Here is a 15,796-nt window from a genome sequence, read left to right on the forward strand (position 1 = left end):
CTGAAGGAGTATTTTCTTGCCCATCCCTTACGGTACGGTGAATCCTTCTGGCAAGGTAGCGCCCTCTAAAGTGGCCCCATCCAACACGGCTTCTTCTAAATTGGTGCTGGCGAGGTTGGCGCCGGTCAAGTTGGCATCGGTGAAATCCGTGCCGGACAAATTAGCCCCCCGCAGATATGCGCCGCTCAAATCGGCTCCTTTGAGGTTGGCATCGGTGAGGTTGGCGGATGTCAACGCCGCTTGCGTCAAATTCGCGTTCGACAAATCCGCATTTTGCAAATCAACGCTGTCCATCAGCGCGTTACTCAGGTCAGTGCCGTTGAGCTTGGCATTGCTCAGGTTGGAGCGGTTGAACTTGGCTTCCTTCAAACTTTGACCCGCCAAATCAGCCCCCAACAGATCGCAATCCAAGCACTCTCCGGCTTGGGCTTGGGCGATCGCATCGGCGGCATCGCCCCCCGCCTCAGGCCGGGAGCACCCGATCATCACAACACTGGCAGCGGCTAAAACAACCCCAAAACCTCGGCAATAGGTGGAAATCACGCTCATGTAATATCGTCGTCGCTAAAGTCTTCAACAGTGTAACGTTAGCGAATTCAATTCATGACTCCGTATCACCGCGAACACGGAGCCATGACAATCGCCGCCAGAACCGCTAAACTGCATAACAACTCATATCTGAACATTCACTCAGATATTCAGTCGTTTATCGGCCCACTCAGATGTCAGATACCCACGATCGCGATTGCTGCCGTCCCGCGCCTCAGGGTGAGGCTCACCAACATAGCCGCGATGCCGCCCCCCGTGTAACCCACCCAACTCACGACGGCTGTAGCGTTTCCCCCTCCTCAGCGCCTCCTGATCGCTGCTGTGGCGACAGCACAGAAGCGTTTAACCTCTGGCGAGAACTGGCCCCAATCCTGATCTCGGTGCCGCTGTTGGTGATTGGCCTGGTCTTTAACGAGGCGCTGCAAGCCACGCCGGGCGGCATCGCGGAGTATGTCGTGCTGCTGCCTGCGTATCTGCTCTGCGGCTGGAGTGTGTTGACCAGCGCCGGACGCAACGTGCTACGGGGCCGCTGGTTTGACGAAAACTTTTTGATGACCATTGCCACGGTGGGGGCGATCGCCATTCAAGAGCTGCCCGAAGCGGTCGGTGTCATGCTGTTCTTTCAAGTAGGGGAGCTGGTGCAGGGGCTGGCGGTGGGGCGATCGCGGTGCTCCATCCAATCCCTGCTAGCAGTGCGGCCCGACACGGCCAATTTGCAGACGGGGGACACTGTCACGACCGTTGCACCGTCAACGGTGCAGGTGGGCGACGTGATTCTCGTGCGGCCAGGTGAAAAGGTGCCGTTGGATGGTGCGGTCTTGACGGGCACGTCGCGACTCGACACCTCGGCCCTGACCGGGGAATCGGTACCGCGATCGGTGGTGGTGGGTGAGCCCGTACTGGCGGGCATGGTGAACCAGTCCGGTGCTCTGACGGTGCGTGTGACACGGCCCTTTGGCGAGTCGTCCATCAGCCGCATTTTGGATCTGGTGGAAAACGCCCGCAGCAAAAAGGCCCATACCGAAAAGTTCATCACCCGCTTTGCCCGCATTTATACCCCTGCCGTGGTGTTCATTTCCCTGGCGGTGGCGCTGCTGCCGCCGCTGCTGATTCCCGGCGCGACGGCGGCGACGTGGAGCTATCGGGCGCTGGTCATTCTCGTGATTTCCTGTCCCTGCGGCTTGGTGATCAGCGTGCCGTTGGGCTTCTTTGGGGGCATTGGGGCGGCAGCCAAGCAGGGCATTTTGGTGAAGGGGGCGGCGTATTTAGATGCGCTCACCCAGGTCAAGACGGTGGTATTTGATAAGACGGGGACGCTGACGCAAGGCAATTTTCAGGTGACGGACATCATCGCCCACAATGGGATGAGCGATCGCCAACTCCTGGCCCTCGCCGCCCATGCGGAATCCCAGTCCACCCATCCCGTCGCCCAGTCCATTCAGCGGGCCTACGACGGGGCGATCAATCACTCCGGCGTGCAGGACTATGAAGAAATTGCCGGACACGGGGTTCGCGCTCGGGTAAACGGGCAAACGGTCTTGGCGGGGAGCGATCGCCTGCTGCACCGGGAGGCCATTCCCCATGACGAATGCTTCACTGACGGCACGATCGCTCACCTGGCGGTGGATGGCGAATATCAGGGCCGCATTCACATTGCGGATGAACTGAAGCCGGATGCGGCGGCGGCGATTCGTCGCTTGCACCAGCAGGGCATCACGACCCACCTGCTGACGGGAGACAGTGCCTTTGTGGCAAAGGCGATCGCGGCACAACTGGGCATCGACCAGGTGCAGGCGGAGCTACTGCCCGAAGACAAAGTGACTGCTCTGGAAACCATCCTGGCGCAGCGCGCTGACCCGCAACACAAGGTGGCCTTTGTGGGGGATGGCATCAATGATGCCCCGGTGATTGCCCGCGCCGATGTGGGCATTGCCATGGGCGGTCTCGGCTCCGATGCGGCGATCGAGACGGCGGATGTGGTGATCATGACGGATGCCCCGTCGAAGGTGGGGGACGCGATCGCGATCGCCCGCCGCACCCACCGCATCGTCTGGCAAAATATCGCCTTTGCCCTGGGGGTGAAAGGGCTGTTTATTGCGTTGGGGGCGATCGGGGTGGCGACTCTGTGGGAGGCGGTGTTTGCCGATGTGGGGGTGGCGCTGCTCGCCATTCTCAACGCCAGCCGCGTATTGCGGTCTGGCGCGACCCAATGAAGTAAACATGCGGACCGCAACGTTCCAGTTTTGTACACCTTAGGGCGCGTCATCAATTAATTCCAGAGACCTTGCGGGATAAGCATTACCGCGCCCGCACTCCTGAAACAAACTAGGGCCTGTCGACCTTGTGCCGCCAGGATTTGACGACTAAATGATGACAGGCCCTAGAATGTCGGTAGTGGCCATCTGTGACAGTCCACTCAACCACCATGACAACTTCTCAAATCTCGATTTCAGTAGACGATGAGACGGCTCAAGCGTATGCGGCGATGAGTCCAGAGGCCCAGCAAAAGGTGCAAATGGTGTTGCGGTTGCAAATGCAAGCATTACTCAATCAGCCGCCGCGATCGCTACAAGCGATTATGGACGATATTGGCGCCAAGGCAGAGGCTCGTGGCCTGACCCCCCAGATATTGGAGACGCTGTTGAGTGACGACTGAGGGACGCTACGGGTTCGACACCAGCGTCATTGTGAGTGCCTTGCTGCGACCGGGATCAGTCCCCAGACAAGCGTTTGATTTAGCGACTGAGCGCGGGGTGATGCTGGCATCTGTCGCAACCCTGAGTGAACTGAGAGAGGTCTTATTTCGGCCCAAGTTTGATCGATACATTACGCTTCAGGAACGGCTGCAGTTTTTGGCCGCATTGATGGAGTCAGTGGTGCTGATCGACGTTGATGTGACGATTGCCGCGAGTCGTGATGCCAAAGACAACAAGTTCTTAGAACTAGCGGTCAGTGGCCAAGCCACTTGTCTGGTGAGCGGAGATGAAGACTTATTGATCCTGCATCCGTTTCGAGGCATTGAGATATTGTCCCCGGCGGCCTTTTTGCAGCGAAAGGGATGAGATGGGTGGCGATATCGGGATGGATCGCCCCCAAAATCACCCATCAGGGGACGGGTCCCTCGGTCAATTCCTGACTATCCTGCTTGAGCCAACCGGGCCCCGTCCCCTCGCGCCCCACCGATCGCTTCAGGCACCCGGTCCCTGCCGGGTCACTCGATACCCTGAGGTTACGCCTCAGGGACCGGGTGCCTCCGGTGAGCTTTAAGACTGCTGAAGCTGCTGGAGCAGGGATTGGGTGAGGGGATGGTCGGAGAGGAGATCGCTTTGCCCCGCCTCTACAACTTTTGCCACCAAGCCGAAAAACCCTTGCCAGGTGGCCTGGATGTAGGGATGATCTTCGCCCAATTTTTGAACAAATACGCTCAGCGCCATGATGTAAAACCCCTCTGCATCGGTATAGCGATCTAACGTAGTGAACAAACCCGCCAGGTTGGCAAAATCTATCGCCGTATCAGGGTGGTCTTCGCCCAGTGCCGCAACATCAATTTGCATGGCTTGCAGATACAACGGTTCGGCGGCCTCGTAACGGCCCTGCGATCGATACAGTCCGGCGAGATTGTTGAGGCTGGTGGCGACCGATGGATGGGCCTCGCCCAACAGCGCTTTCATCATCGCCAGCGCCTCTTGATACAGCGGTTCGGCGGCCTCGTAACGGCCCTGCGATTCGTACAGTCCGGCGAGATTGTTGAGGCTGGTGGCGACCGATGGATGGGTCTCGCCCAACAGCGCTTTCATCATCGCCAGCGCCTCTTGATACAGCGGTTCGGCGGCCTCGTAACGGCCCTGGGATTCGTACAGTCCGGCGAGATTGTTGAGGCTGGTGGCGACCAATGGATGGGCCTCGCCCAACAGCGCTTTCATCATCGCCAGCGCCTCTTGATACAGCGGTTCGGCGGCCTCGTAACGGCCCTGCGATTGGTACAGTGCGGCGAGATTGTTGAGGCTGGTGGCGACAGCGGGATGGGTCTCGCCAAAGCGATCGCGGGTCGCGGCCAAACCATCCTGATACCAGGGTTCCGTCTGACCGTAGTCTCCCTGCCCCTCATAAAATCGGCCTAACCCGATAAACGGCCAGTCTAGCGAGTCATCGGCGAGCCACGCTTGCCAGGTGGTGGCCGCTTCCGCCAGGTGAGGTATGGCGGGCGTCAGCGCCAAAATCTGATCGCGAGTGGGGGTTTGGGGTATTTGTTCCGCCAAGCTGACCATCCTCTGACAATAGTCTCGCTTCAGCCCCTCGGCCTCAGCCCAGCCCTCCAACTTGTGCCGAAAGAACTCACGAATCAGCTGATGGAGTTGCACAGTGTCGCTACCCACCCAATTCAGCAAACTGCGATTAATCAGCCCCTCATCGCGCCAGTCTTCCAGGTCGTCAGGGTCAGTGTTGTCAGCCCACTCCACCAGCCACCCCCAGGGAATGGGGGCCAGGGCAAACAGACTCAGGCGATAGGCCAGTGCTTGCACGGGCGCGTCCAGGTCTTGCCAACTCAGTTCAAAGGCGGCGGCGACGCTTTCATGGTCGGCGGTCATGTCAGGGCGAGCTTGGCCCAGAGCACGAGCGGCCAATCTTTCGGCTTCCAGCCGTGCTTGCAGTTGGGCCAGCGTCCACGTCGGCTTCCGCTGCAAAAAGCGCCCCACCAGCTCCAGCCCCAAGGGCAGGTAGCCCAGCCACTCACACAGGGCAGCGGCAATTTCGCGTTCGGCATCCAGCCGCTCCGCCCCGATCAGTGACGCCAGCAGCGCCAGCGCAGCCGCCTCACTCAGCACCTTAATCTCAAACGACCGAATCGACGCCCCCAGGTGCAGCCGCGTCGTCAGCAGCACCGTAAACCGACTCTGATCCGGCGGCAAATAAGGCTGAATCGTCCGATAAGCGGCGATGTCATCCCGCCCGCTGACATCATCAATCACCACCAGCACCTCACCCGCTGTCGGCCACTGCCGCCAGCAAAGCTGGGCCTGGCGACCCAGGTCAATATCAGTGGGCACCGCCAGTTGCAGCTGATCGGTGGCAAAGTTGACGATTTCCGTACCGAGGTTTTGCTCTTTAGCCGAGAGCCAGCAGATGCCGCCGGGGTAGGTGTTGGCCTTTAGCTGGGCCTTGGCATATTGCAGCGCCAGCTCCGTTTTGCCAATGCCCCCCATGCCACGAATAGCAGTGATAGCCAGCCGTTCGGTCTGCTGAAGCTGTTCGTGCAGCTGTTTCAGGTCTTCGTCGCGCCCCACAAACGCCACCGCCCCACTGCGCGGCAGGTTATTAACACATGAGCTTTTGCCAGGAAAGGTGCCCTTTTGTGGAGTCACCCGCTCCGCAGTCGGCGTGCCACCAGGAAAGCTCGGGCGCAGATCCGGTTTGCCGCGTTCCTTCAAGGCATTCAGCAGCAACCGTTCCGCCTCGGCTTCACTTTGCCCCACCAGGTCCACATAAATCTGCGGCCTCAACAGCCCCGTCGGCTGACACTCCCCCACCCGAATCGGCAACAGCCGCCGCTCCGCCCCCGTCGGGTCTTGGGCAAAGGCCGCCGCCCACTCCGGCTGCGTGTATAGCCCTTGCAGATAATGCTCCGACAGCACCATCACCGTGACTTGCGCGCCCGCCGCTGCCTCTTGCATTGCTAGCGCAAAGTTGCTCCCAGGCCGAAAGTCCCACACATCAATGACGGCGGTGTAGCCCTGCTCTTCCAGCACCCAGGCAATCCACTCGGCCCAGGTTTGGTCAGCGCGGTTGTAGCTAATAAAGAAATTTTTCACAGCGATCGCACTGACGGCGCAACGACAAATGAAGGGCGATCGCTCATCCACAGCGAGTCGGCCCCGCTCATCCCGAACCAAACTGCCATTATCCTAGCCTCAGCTGCCCACTCTGGCACCGGGCGCCGCCCCACCTGATCCACGCCTCTCCCCCCCTGTATCTTGAAACCCAGAACGGTAGACCGCTTTCCCCCTGGGTTCTAGCAACCGAGGTTTAGTCTAGGTCGCCGTTCTGCCATTGGTTGTGAACTCGAAAAATCGCCAGGGTCCAGAACCCGCATCGGACGAGGTCGAGTCACCCATGATGAAAGATTCAGAACGGGAGCCTCCGCATGAACACAATCTCTGAACCCCAATGGATTGGCATTGATGTCAGTCAAGCCAACTTAGACATTGCTTTGCGTCCAGCAGGCAGCACCTGGCAAGTTAATAATACTGACTCCGGTTGGCAAAAATTACTGACACAGTTATCTGAGATCGCGGTTGTCCTCGTGGTGGTCGAGTCAACTGGTGGTCTGGAACGGGGAGTGGTGCCGGTCTTACAGCGGCAAGCCATGCCCGTAGCCGTGATCAATCCGAAGCGAGCGAGAGACTTTAGCAAAGCCTCGGGTCACTTCGCCAAGACTGATCGCATTGATGCCGAGATGCTGGCCATTTTGGTGAAGCGCTGCAAACGTTACCGAAGCCCCTGGCGACCGAAGCACAGGAGGCGTTATCGGATTTGGTCCACCGCCGGCAGCAGGTCGTAGAGATGCTCAACGACGAGCGTCGCCGTCGCCACAGTGCCCGCCATTGCAACGCTCGGGCCGACATCGACAGCCATATTGCATGGCTCCAGGAACGACTGAAAGCTTTAGACACCGAAATCGACCAGTTGCGTCAAAGCGATGCCGACTGGCAACAGCGCTATCAGTGTCTCACCAGTGTGCCAGGGGTGGGGCGCGTGGTGGCCACCACCTTGCTCGCTTGCTTGCCGGAGTTAGGGCAGCTTTCTAGCAAACGGCTAGCGAGTCTGGTGGGGGTTGCTCCCTTCAACTTTGATAGTGGGAAGTTCAAGGGGAAGCGTCACATTGTCGGCGGTCGCGCTTTGGTGTGCTCTGCCCTGTACATGGCGGCTTTGGTAGCGGTGCAGCATAACCCCGTCATTGCTGCCTTATATGAACGACTCTTGGCCCGGAGCAAAGCCAAGAAAGTCGCCCTCATCGCTTGCGCTCACAAGCTCTTGGTCATTCTGAATGCCTTAGTCACTCAGCAGCAAGGCTGGCAAAATCCGCTGCCCCAGACGCCGGCTTAGTCCACTTCACCGGGGGCGAGGGGTTGACAATCAAGATAATCGCTAAAGCCCCCAAGTTTGGGGGACTTCGAGCCGATTTCTTGAAAGCCCCCTTGGCAAGGGGGCGGCGACAGCGGAGGATCTCAAGCCCCGCTAAACAGGTAACCTTGTGAAGCTCAATCTCATTCTGGCGACCAGGTCAATCCAGTCGCTACATCACCATGCCACCGTCGATGGTGAGCACCTGCCCCGTGATGTATGCCGCTGCCGGATCGGCCGCCAAAAAGCGAATTAAACCCGCCACTTCCTCGGCTTCGCCATAGCGCCCCAGGGGAATGTATTTGAGAATTTCTTCCGTGTTGGACAAATCTTCTGTCATGTCCGTTTTGATAAAGCCAGGAGCGACCGCATTCGCCGTGACGCCCCGCGCCGCCATTTCCTTGGCTACGGTTTTGGTGAAGCCAATTACGCCGGCCTTCGCGGCACTGTAGTTGGCCTGACCAGGGTTCCCCATCAATCCAGCCACGGAGGCAATATTAATGATGCGGCCCGAGCGCTGCTTGAGCATCAGTTTGCTCACCAACCGGGTGCAGTAAAACACGCCAGACAAGTTCAGATCAATCACGGCCTGCCAGTCTTCGGGCTTCATCCGCAACAGCAAGGTATCGCGGGTAATCCCGGCGTTGTTGACCAAGATATCGACGCGCCCCCATTTCTCCGTAGCAGCCTTAATTAAAGCCTCCGCTTGGTCAGGATCGGAAACGTCGGCCTGCACGGCGATCGCACTGCCCCCTTTCTCTGCGATCGCGGCCACGACATCATCCGCAGCGGTGCTTGAGCGGGCATAGTTCACCACCACATGGGCACCCGCATCGGCTAAGGCCAAAGCCGTCGCGCGGCCAATGCCTCGCGAGCCACCCGTTACCACGGCTACTTGATCGGTCAATTGCCCTGCCATCTACCGCTCTCCTGTCACAACTTCAATCCAAGGGGTTATCTTACGCCATCCGGTTATCCTCCCGTAAAGAGATTCGGTTTTCTAGCCCCGACGACTCAATGGGTCAACTAGGATGGACTTGTTGAGTCAAAAGTGGTGAGCAGCGTGGCAACCAAACAACAGTTCACGAGCTTTGCAGATTTGCTGGCCCAGAGCGATCGCCCCGTGCTAGTCGATTTCTACGCAACTTGGTGTGGCCCCTGTCAAATGATGGCCCCAATTTTAGAGCAGGTAAATACCCAATTACAGGGACAGCTCAAAGTCGTGAAAATTGATACGGATCGCTATCCTCAACTTGCTTCGCAGTACCAGATTCACGCTCTCCCAACATTAGTTCTGTTTAAGCAAGGGCAACCCGCTCAACGCATCGAAGGCGTACGTACCGCTGAGCAGCTTGTGCAAGATCTCAAACCCTTACTCTAAGGTCATTACCAGTGCTGACAATATGGCTGTGCTCTCCATGCATCGCATCGCCAGGGCGATCAGGGCCAAGAGTTCTAGCTGATTCGTACCAACGGTTTGAGGCGGTGAGGCAAAGTTTCCGCATCGCTTGATCGGAAGCCTGGCAGGACAGGTGAGTTGGAGCGATCGCTCAGAGTGTGTCTGAATGCAACGCCACTCAAAGAACTGACGCGACATTGGCTATGGTAGTATTTTGGTGATTAGGAAAGGTAAGGACATCTGAGGCATGGCAGCCGTACAAGTAACTGATTCTTCCTTCAAGCAAGACGTGCTTGAAAGTGAACTTCCTGTTCTCGTTGATTTTTGGGCACCCTGGTGTGGACCTTGCCGGATGGTTGCGCCCGTCGTTGATGAAATTTCTGAACAGTACGACGGTCAAGTCAAGGTCGTTAAGTTGAATACTGACGAAAACCCTAGTGTTGCGAGTCAGTATGGTATCCGCAGCATTCCAACGTTGATGATTTTCAAGGGTGGTCAACGGGTTGATATGGTTGTTGGTGCCGTTCCCAAAACGACTCTGGCAAACACACTCGAAAAATATCTTTAGGGATTGATGAATCTGCCGTTGATCTTACTCAGGCAGCTAATCCTAACGGTTGACGATATGAAGTGACACTGTATCGAACAGAGCAGTGTCACTTTTTGATCTGGCAAATTCTTGTCACGGGTGTCACGACAACGGCGACTTTGATTGTGATGTCTCTGCATTAAAGCTTTAACGATGCGGTTGCAATGCGTGAACGCCGGACTGCAGAAAATCGACAAAGCCGAACTATCTAAACCACGTCATTTATATAAATGCTTACAAAGTGCCCTTCTTCTCTTAGGTCGGCGCTATCAAGTCATACACCGCAAATTGTTCTAGAAACTGAAAGCGTTCGCGTAACTTGGGTGGAACGTCCACTAAGTGCAATCTAGCCAACCAATCCTGATCCTGAATTTCCGCCCTTACTTGGCTGGAAACAAACGTACGACTACTGGCCGCCGGAGTGAGCTTAGAGGCCAGCACCTGCACTCCAGACGCAAGATGAAACGCTTCACCATAAACATATGTTCGGAACAGGTAAATATCGCCTTTATGCATGCCGACGGTCATCGCGCAGGAGACCTGATGGGTCTGCTGAAAGGCTTGCCAGTCTGACACCAGTGCATCAACCGCCGCCAGTGCCGTCTCAACTGAATCAAACAGCATTATGCACGCATCACCAATAAACATATTGATGTCGCCACCAAACTTTTGACACACCTGCTTATGTAGCAGCTCATGCTGCGTTAACACCTGCTCAACTTGCTGAATACTATGAGTCTTGGCGTAGATGTTGTAGTTAGTCAGGTCAGAAATCACGATGACTTGGTCTGGGAGCACGCGGGTGCGATGTTGCAGATTGACCTTGTAGACCTGAGTCGTCTGGGTCATCCCCTTGAGCGAGAATTCACCAACATATGAGGTGTTGATCTCCGCCGCATTCAACGCGAGACAGGCCGCTTGCGAGAGATAGATTTCGTCTGGCGGCGTGACCGACTCTAGACGGGCGGCGAGGTTAACAGGTGCGCCAAAAATGTCATTACCTTGATGCAATACGTCGCCTAATACAATCACGATGCGAACTGCAAGGCGATCGTCATCGCTTTTGCCCGTCTGCTCTAGGCGCAACTCGGCTTGGATAGCGCTGGCCGCCAAGGCCGCATCGGTGACGCTGGGAAATGTCAGCCAAAAGGCGTCCCCTTCTCCTTTCACCAGTTGGCCATCTTGCTTGGCGACCAGGTCTAAAATAAATTGCTTGTGCTCTGACAACAGCGTGCTTAACTCCGCCTCTGATAGGCGGCCTACGGTATTAGTAAAGCCACGAATATCAGTTTTCATAATGACGGTCGATCGCAATTCGCCCATTGAATTTTCCCTGACTAATACCCCGGTTTGTTTGCAAATGAGGTTTAAGGGGGTTGCTTGGGGGCGTCAATCGCGGGAATTGCCAAAGGTTAGCTCAGACACTCCAACCGATTACCGACGCTCCTCAACCATATACCAACAACTTTTCATGACTGACGTTGTCAACCAGTAGACTGATACGTCTAGAGAGATCGCCCAACCTCGTAGCACCAAATTAGATTGACAACTGATTAGTTTTTGCAACTCTAAAAATAAGCAAGCTTAATATTAAAAAATCAATATCAACATTGGTCTTAAAGGCTCGAATTCTTAGCGGAATGATATTCTCTTCATAGAACAGAAGCAATCGTTTTAAATAGCTGCATTTGCTTTCTTCAATATAAATTCAGGTGTTCGCGATGGCACTGACAAACCGCATAAACTTCAACAATTTGCGCGGAGATCTCTTTGGCGGTGTGACGGCAGCCGTGATTGCTTTACCGATGGCACTGGCCTTTGGTGTTGCATCCGGTGCTGGCCCTGCTGCTGGTCTCTACGGCGCTGTTCTGGTCGGCTTTTTTGCCGCGCTCTTTGGCGGTACTCCCACCCTCATTTCTGAACCCACCGGCCCGATGACGGTGGTCATGACGGCGATTATCGCCGAATTAATCGCCGCCAACCCAGAAAATGGTATGGCCATGGCCTTTACGGTGGTCATGATGGCGGGGATTTTACAAATTATTTTTGGCTTGCTCAAGCTGGGCCGATACGTCACATTGATGCCCTACACCGTGATTTCTGGCTTCATGTCTGGGATCGGGGTGATTCTGATCATTTTGCAAATTGGCCCGTTTTTAGGACAGCCTAGTCCCAAAGGCGGCGTCGTTGGCACCCTCACCAACCTGCCTGAATTATTGAGTAATGCTGTAGCTCCAGAAGTGATTCTGGCTGTGTTTACCATTGCGGTATTATTCCTCATGCCAAAGCGCTTTAGGCGCATTCTGCCGCCGCAGTTGGTAGTGCTAATTGCCGGAACTTTGCTGTCAATTGCGTTCTTTGGGGATGCCGACATTCGCCGGATTGGGGCGATTCCGACGGGTTTGCCAGCACTACAAGTCCCCACCTTTACGGTGGCTCAGTTTCAGATCATGTTGATCGATGCTTTGATGCTGGCCGCTTTGGGCTGCATTGACGCCCTGCTGACATCTATGGTGGCCGACAGCTTAACCCGCACTCAGCATCAATCGGATAAGGAATTAATTGGCCAGGGCATCGGCAACCTGATGTCAGGTATCTTTGGCGGTTTGCCAGGAGCTGGGGCGACGATGGGCACCGTTGTCAATATTCAAACTGGGGGGCGGACGGCTCTTTCTGGTCTGGTGCGGGCCTTATTGCTCATGGTGGTCGTGCTGGGGGCGGCAGGCTTGATTGCACCGATTCCCCTGGCGGTATTGGCGGGTATCGCCATGAAGGTGGGCTTTGATATTTTGGATTGGAGCTTCCTCAAACGGGCGCATAGCGTTTCTTGGAAAGGCACGATGATCATGTACGGCGTGCTGTTCCTCACTGTGTTTGTGGATCTGATTGTGGCGGTGGGCGTCGGCATGTTTGTCGCTAACATTCTCACGATTGATCGCTTGACTAAGCTGCAAGCTGAAGGGGTCAAAACCATCACTGATGCGGATGAAGATGAAGACCTGCAGATGACCGCCGAGGAACAAGCGCTGCTCGATCGCGCTAACGGTCGTGTGTTGCTCTTTCACCTCAGTGGGCCCATGATCTTTGGGGTGGCTAAGGCGATCGCTCGTGAACATAACGCCATGAAAGACCATAAAGTCTTGGTGCTGGATTTGCATGATGTCCCCATGCTCGGGGTAACGGCGTCGCTTTCGCTGGAAAATATGATCCAAGATGCAAGTGAAAACGATCGCCCGGTGTTTATCGCAGGGGCGTCGGAACAAGCGATGCGTCGGTTAAACAAGCTTGGGGTCCGTCGCTTTGTGCCCGATGCGCACATCGTGGCCAATCGTGTCGCAGCGCTCGAGGGTGCTCTGACGCTGCTAGAGGAGACTCCTGAGGATAGCGCAACGGTAATGCCGTCTTCCATTAGCTAGCACGATCGTTTTAGCCAAGGGTAGGGATGAGACCGCAATCTTCCCTGCCTCTCAGAGCCTCATCAGTCTTGCAGTCATCCTATCTTCCCCTGGGGCAGGATGGATGACTGTGTCGTCGCGCTGATTGTAATCAGCGCCTTGCTTCCTGTGCTTGGTGCTTGCATCAGGTAGCCCTGTTCACTCACATCGCCAGAGTCTCGACAATGGCGGTGACCAAACCTCACTCAACCACTTTTCAACGTCGTTAGGAAATGTCTGCAATGCTCTCTCCCGATTTGGTGAATCATTCCCTTGTCGTTTCCTCCGTGCTCGCGGAGGTGCCCTCAGAAGAAGCCGCTCCCCTCATTTTGGCTGGGGTATTGCTCAGCCTCATGGTGGTTTATCTCGCCAGTAAGTTGGGCGGCGAGTTGTCAAAGTTAATCGGCTTACCCCCAGTCCTCGGAGAGTTGGTCAGCGGGGTGTTGGTCGGGGTTTCTGCCTTACATCTGTTGGTTTTTCCAGAAGCTGGAGTCGAAGCCTCTAGTTCCGTCTTGATGAACGCCTTGCAAGTCTTGATGGGCACCTCTGGCGAAACCCTGAACTATGTGTTTGAAACCCAGGGCGAAATTATTTCCGTCCTGGCCGAACTGGGTGTCATCATTTTGCTGTTTGAAATCGGGTTGGAATCGGACCTGAAAGAGCTGCAAAAAGTTGGTTGGCAAGCCGCAATTGTTGCCGTCGTCGGGGTGGTAGCCCCGTTTGCCTTGGGAACTGTTGGCCTGATGGCGATCTTTCATGTGGCTGCACTGCCGGCAATTTTTGCTGGTGCAGCGCTGACCGCAACCAGTATCGGCATTACCTCGAAGGTGCTGTCAGAGTTGGGACAACTGCGATCGCGAGAAGGTCAAATCATTGTGGGTGCGGCTGTCATGGACGACGTGCTCGGTATAATCGTTCTGGCTGTCGTCGCTAGTCTGGCTAAAACTGGTGACGTATCGCTCACCAACGTGGCCATTTTGATTGCCAGTGCCAGCGGCTTTTTGCTCGGCGCAATTCTGGTCGGGCGGGGATTCAACAAAGTCTTTGGCAGCATTGCCGATCGTTTGCAGACTCGTGGCAACCTCGTCATTCCAGCGTTAACCTTTGCCCTGGCCTTGGCCTTTGTTGCCCAAGTCGTCCATTTAGAAGCCATCCTGGGTGCATTTGCCGCCGGTCTCGTGCTTGACGAAACCGACCAGCGCAAAGAGTTGGATCGACAAATCATTCCCATTGCCGATGTTCTGGTGCCCATCTTCTTCGTCACCGTAGGCGCACGGGTAGACCTTGGGGTCTTAAACCCGATTCATCCGGAAAACCGCGCTGGCTTGATCATCGCGGCCTTTCTAATTGTGGTCGCCATTATCGGTAAAGCCATTACCGGCTGGGCGGTCTTTGGCAAAGAGCCAGTCAATCGCTTGGCCGTCGGCGTGGGCATGATTCCTCGGGGGGAAGTCGGTTTGGTCTTTGCGGGCATCGGGGCCGCTAGCGGTACGCTCGATCGCCCTCTGCAAGCTGCCATCATCGCCATGGTGATTCTCACGACGCTAGTCGCACCATTGCTGCTGCGCTGGGCCTTCCGCGAAGAAGCAGCAGGAGTGGAAACTGTTGTTTAGCCGGGTCTGAGAGCGTTTCACTGGAACGGTAAATGCTCATTGCCAACGGCTATTAAATAATTAGCAAACCTCCTGTTGCGGCTGAAGCGACGCGATGATCGCGTCGCTTCAGCATTTTAGGGAGCCATGAAGGGGCTCAGGGAAGCGTTTTCTTTTTTGCGATCGCGATCGCTGCTCCCAATTTCATCGTTGGGAGTCGCATTAGTATCGTGAGTCATTGCGCTTGATAAAAGTCCGACAAAGACTTGGGCTGCTGTCTGGATGCGGGGTCAATGGAATTAACCGGCAACTAGCAACCGCGATCGCATCAGAATCTGCTCACAACAACAGGACTGACACCTGACAGGGAACCTTCCACTGTCTGGTCACTTAGCCGCACTCTCTAGCTCTTGAGTTTCTGCAAAAATACTTGAGCGTCGAATTGTAACGAAGCGGTGAAGACGAAGGGGCATCCCCGTATTTTCCCTGACAAGAAACACACATTTATATGAAGGAAGTTCGAACCTTAGGGTTCAACCGTTGATTTAGCTTCAAATATGTGAACAATCAATAGGCAAGTGTGAACAGCGATGGAGCATCACTATGGCCCTTGACGATTTGACTAAAGACTCGGCAGTGCAGGCGAGCATCGTCAATGACTGTGACCAATTGATTACAACTCATGTTTCTCAAAAAAGTGGCGTCTCGGGCGTAGCGCTCAAAACCGCCCATCGGATAGTCAAAGGCATCGGCCCGACTTACATTCCAGGCGCAATTAGCCGCATGTTGCCATCTACCCTAGAAGTTTTAGATCCGCTTTGGCAAGAAGCCATGACATCCGGCGATCCCGTTGCTTACCTGGAACAACACCGATCGCGCACGGCCGACCTCATCTTGAGCGTCACTGATCACCGCATTCAGTACACCTCTGGTCCCATCATTGGTGTGTACAACAAGCTGCGCAAATCGGTCAAAGGTGACATCGAAGCAGTTGTGCCGGAGTTAGCGGGCATCCTGCACCGCCATCATATTCAACTCCTCCAAAGAGCTTGATCATGCTTGATTGAGGGCACCACAGTAGCGGTGCCTCAATGCTTCTCATCTCAATTAC

At 55.6% G+C, this 15,796-nt stretch carries 12 protein-coding genes and 1 pseudogene; 9 read left to right on the top strand and 4 right to left on the bottom strand.

Annotation, left to right across the window (positions count from 1 at the left end):
- Window positions 1-27: 27 nt before the first annotated feature.
- A complete protein-coding gene (locus DYY88_RS07335) occupies window positions 28-549 on the bottom strand; it encodes a pentapeptide repeat-containing protein (RefSeq protein WP_044151378.1) in 522 nt (173 codons plus the stop codon).
- A 173-nt stretch (window positions 550-722) separates the two neighbouring features.
- On the opposite strand from DYY88_RS07335, the gene DYY88_RS07340 reads away from it, so the two are divergent.
- The 3 genes from DYY88_RS07340 (at window position 723) to DYY88_RS07350 (ending at window position 3,611) form a co-directional block, all read left to right on the top strand.
- A complete protein-coding gene (locus DYY88_RS07340) occupies window positions 723-2,762 on the top strand; it encodes a heavy metal translocating P-type ATPase (protein ID WP_084607154.1) in 2,040 nt (679 codons plus the stop codon).
- Window positions 2,763-2,974: 212 nt separating this feature from the next.
- Entirely contained in the window at window positions 2,975-3,205 is a 231-nt protein-coding gene (locus DYY88_RS07345; RefSeq protein WP_039728694.1) for a hypothetical protein, read from the top strand.
- Window positions 3,195-3,611, top strand: a complete 417-nt coding sequence (locus DYY88_RS07350) for a putative toxin-antitoxin system toxin component, PIN family (RefSeq protein ID WP_039728692.1) — start codon at window positions 3,195-3,197, stop codon at window positions 3,609-3,611. Before DYY88_RS07345 ends, DYY88_RS07350 begins: the two co-directional genes overlap by 11 nt.
- 201 nt (window positions 3,612-3,812) lie before the next feature.
- Here the strand turns inward: DYY88_RS07350 and DYY88_RS07355 are convergent, their stop codons facing one another.
- On the bottom strand, window positions 3,813-6,440 hold the full coding sequence (locus DYY88_RS07355) for a tetratricopeptide repeat protein (RefSeq protein WP_130199363.1): 2,628 nt from the start codon (window positions 6,438-6,440) through the stop codon (window positions 3,813-3,815).
- 251 nt (window positions 6,441-6,691) lie between these two features.
- Here DYY88_RS07355 and DYY88_RS24445 point away from each other — a divergent pair.
- A pseudogene (locus DYY88_RS24445) lies at window positions 6,692-7,653 on the top strand (IS110 family RNA-guided transposase).
- A gap of 190 nt (window positions 7,654-7,843) precedes the next feature.
- On the opposite strand, the gene fabG reads toward DYY88_RS24445, so the two are convergent.
- Entirely contained in the window at window positions 7,844-8,590 is a 747-nt protein-coding gene (gene fabG / locus DYY88_RS07365; RefSeq protein WP_039728691.1) for a 3-oxoacyl-[acyl-carrier-protein] reductase, read from the bottom strand.
- Window positions 8,591-8,734: 144 nt separating this feature from the next.
- Here fabG and trxA (DYY88_RS07370) point away from each other — a divergent pair, with 144 nt between their 5' ends.
- Both trxA (DYY88_RS07370) and trxA (DYY88_RS07375) read left to right on the top strand, forming a co-directional pair.
- Complete coding sequence (gene trxA, locus DYY88_RS07370) at window positions 8,735-9,052, top strand: thioredoxin (RefSeq protein WP_039730341.1); 318 nt, start codon at window positions 8,735-8,737, stop codon at window positions 9,050-9,052.
- 265 nt (window positions 9,053-9,317) lie between these two features.
- A complete protein-coding gene (gene trxA, locus DYY88_RS07375; protein WP_039728690.1) occupies window positions 9,318-9,638 on the top strand; it encodes a thioredoxin in 321 nt (106 codons plus the stop codon).
- Between the two features lie 276 nt (window positions 9,639-9,914).
- On the opposite strand, the gene DYY88_RS07380 is transcribed toward trxA (DYY88_RS07375), so the two are convergent.
- Window positions 9,915-10,982, bottom strand: a complete 1,068-nt coding sequence (locus DYY88_RS07380; protein WP_052288607.1) for an adenylate/guanylate cyclase domain-containing protein — start codon at window positions 10,980-10,982, stop codon at window positions 9,915-9,917.
- A 398-nt stretch (window positions 10,983-11,380) separates the two neighbouring features.
- On the opposite strand from DYY88_RS07380, the gene bicA reads away from it, so the two are divergent.
- The 3 genes from bicA (at window position 11,381) to DYY88_RS07395 (ending at window position 15,738) form a co-directional block, all read left to right on the top strand.
- Window positions 11,381-13,075, top strand: a complete 1,695-nt coding sequence (gene bicA / locus DYY88_RS07385) for a bicarbonate transporter BicA (protein ID WP_039728689.1) — start codon at window positions 11,381-11,383, stop codon at window positions 13,073-13,075.
- A 260-nt stretch (window positions 13,076-13,335) separates the two neighbouring features.
- A complete protein-coding gene (locus DYY88_RS07390) occupies window positions 13,336-14,706 on the top strand; it encodes a cation:proton antiporter (RefSeq protein ID WP_039728688.1) in 1,371 nt (456 codons plus the stop codon).
- Between the two features lie 582 nt (window positions 14,707-15,288).
- On the top strand, window positions 15,289-15,738 hold the full coding sequence (locus DYY88_RS07395; protein ID WP_039728687.1) for a DUF6918 family protein: 450 nt from the start codon (window positions 15,289-15,291) through the stop codon (window positions 15,736-15,738).
- Window positions 15,739-15,796: the final 58 nt, after the last annotated feature.

The organism is Leptolyngbya iicbica LK, assembly GCF_004212215.1.
In the GTDB taxonomy this organism is placed as follows: domain Bacteria; phylum Cyanobacteriota; class Cyanobacteriia; order Phormidesmidales; family Phormidesmidaceae; genus Halomicronema; species Halomicronema iicbica.

What these genes read in the sequence shown, in the direction of transcription:
- DYY88_RS07395 (WP_039728687.1), top strand. Translation starts at nt 15,289, where the DNA reads ATGGCCCTTGACGATTTGACTAAAGACTCGGCAGTGCAGGCGAGCATC.
- DYY88_RS07390 (WP_039728688.1), top strand. Translation starts at nt 13,336, where the DNA reads ATGCTCTCTCCCGATTTGGTGAATCATTCCCTTGTCGTTTCCTCCGTG.
- bicA (WP_039728689.1), top strand. Translation starts at nt 11,381, where the DNA reads ATGGCACTGACAAACCGCATAAACTTCAACAATTTGCGCGGAGATCTC.
- DYY88_RS07380 (WP_052288607.1), bottom strand. Translation starts at nt 10,982, where the DNA reads ATGGGCGAATTGCGATCGACCGTCATTATGAAAACTGATATTCGTGGC.
- DYY88_RS07340 (WP_084607154.1), top strand. Translation starts at nt 723, where the DNA reads ATGTCAGATACCCACGATCGCGATTGCTGCCGTCCCGCGCCTCAGGGT.
- trxA (WP_039728690.1), top strand. Translation starts at nt 9,318, where the DNA reads ATGGCAGCCGTACAAGTAACTGATTCTTCCTTCAAGCAAGACGTGCTT.
- DYY88_RS07345 (WP_039728694.1), top strand. Translation starts at nt 2,975, where the DNA reads ATGACAACTTCTCAAATCTCGATTTCAGTAGACGATGAGACGGCTCAA.
- fabG (WP_039728691.1), bottom strand. Translation starts at nt 8,590, where the DNA reads ATGGCAGGGCAATTGACCGATCAAGTAGCCGTGGTAACGGGTGGCTCG.
- DYY88_RS07335 (WP_044151378.1), bottom strand. Translation starts at nt 549, where the DNA reads ATGAGCGTGATTTCCACCTATTGCCGAGGTTTTGGGGTTGTTTTAGCC.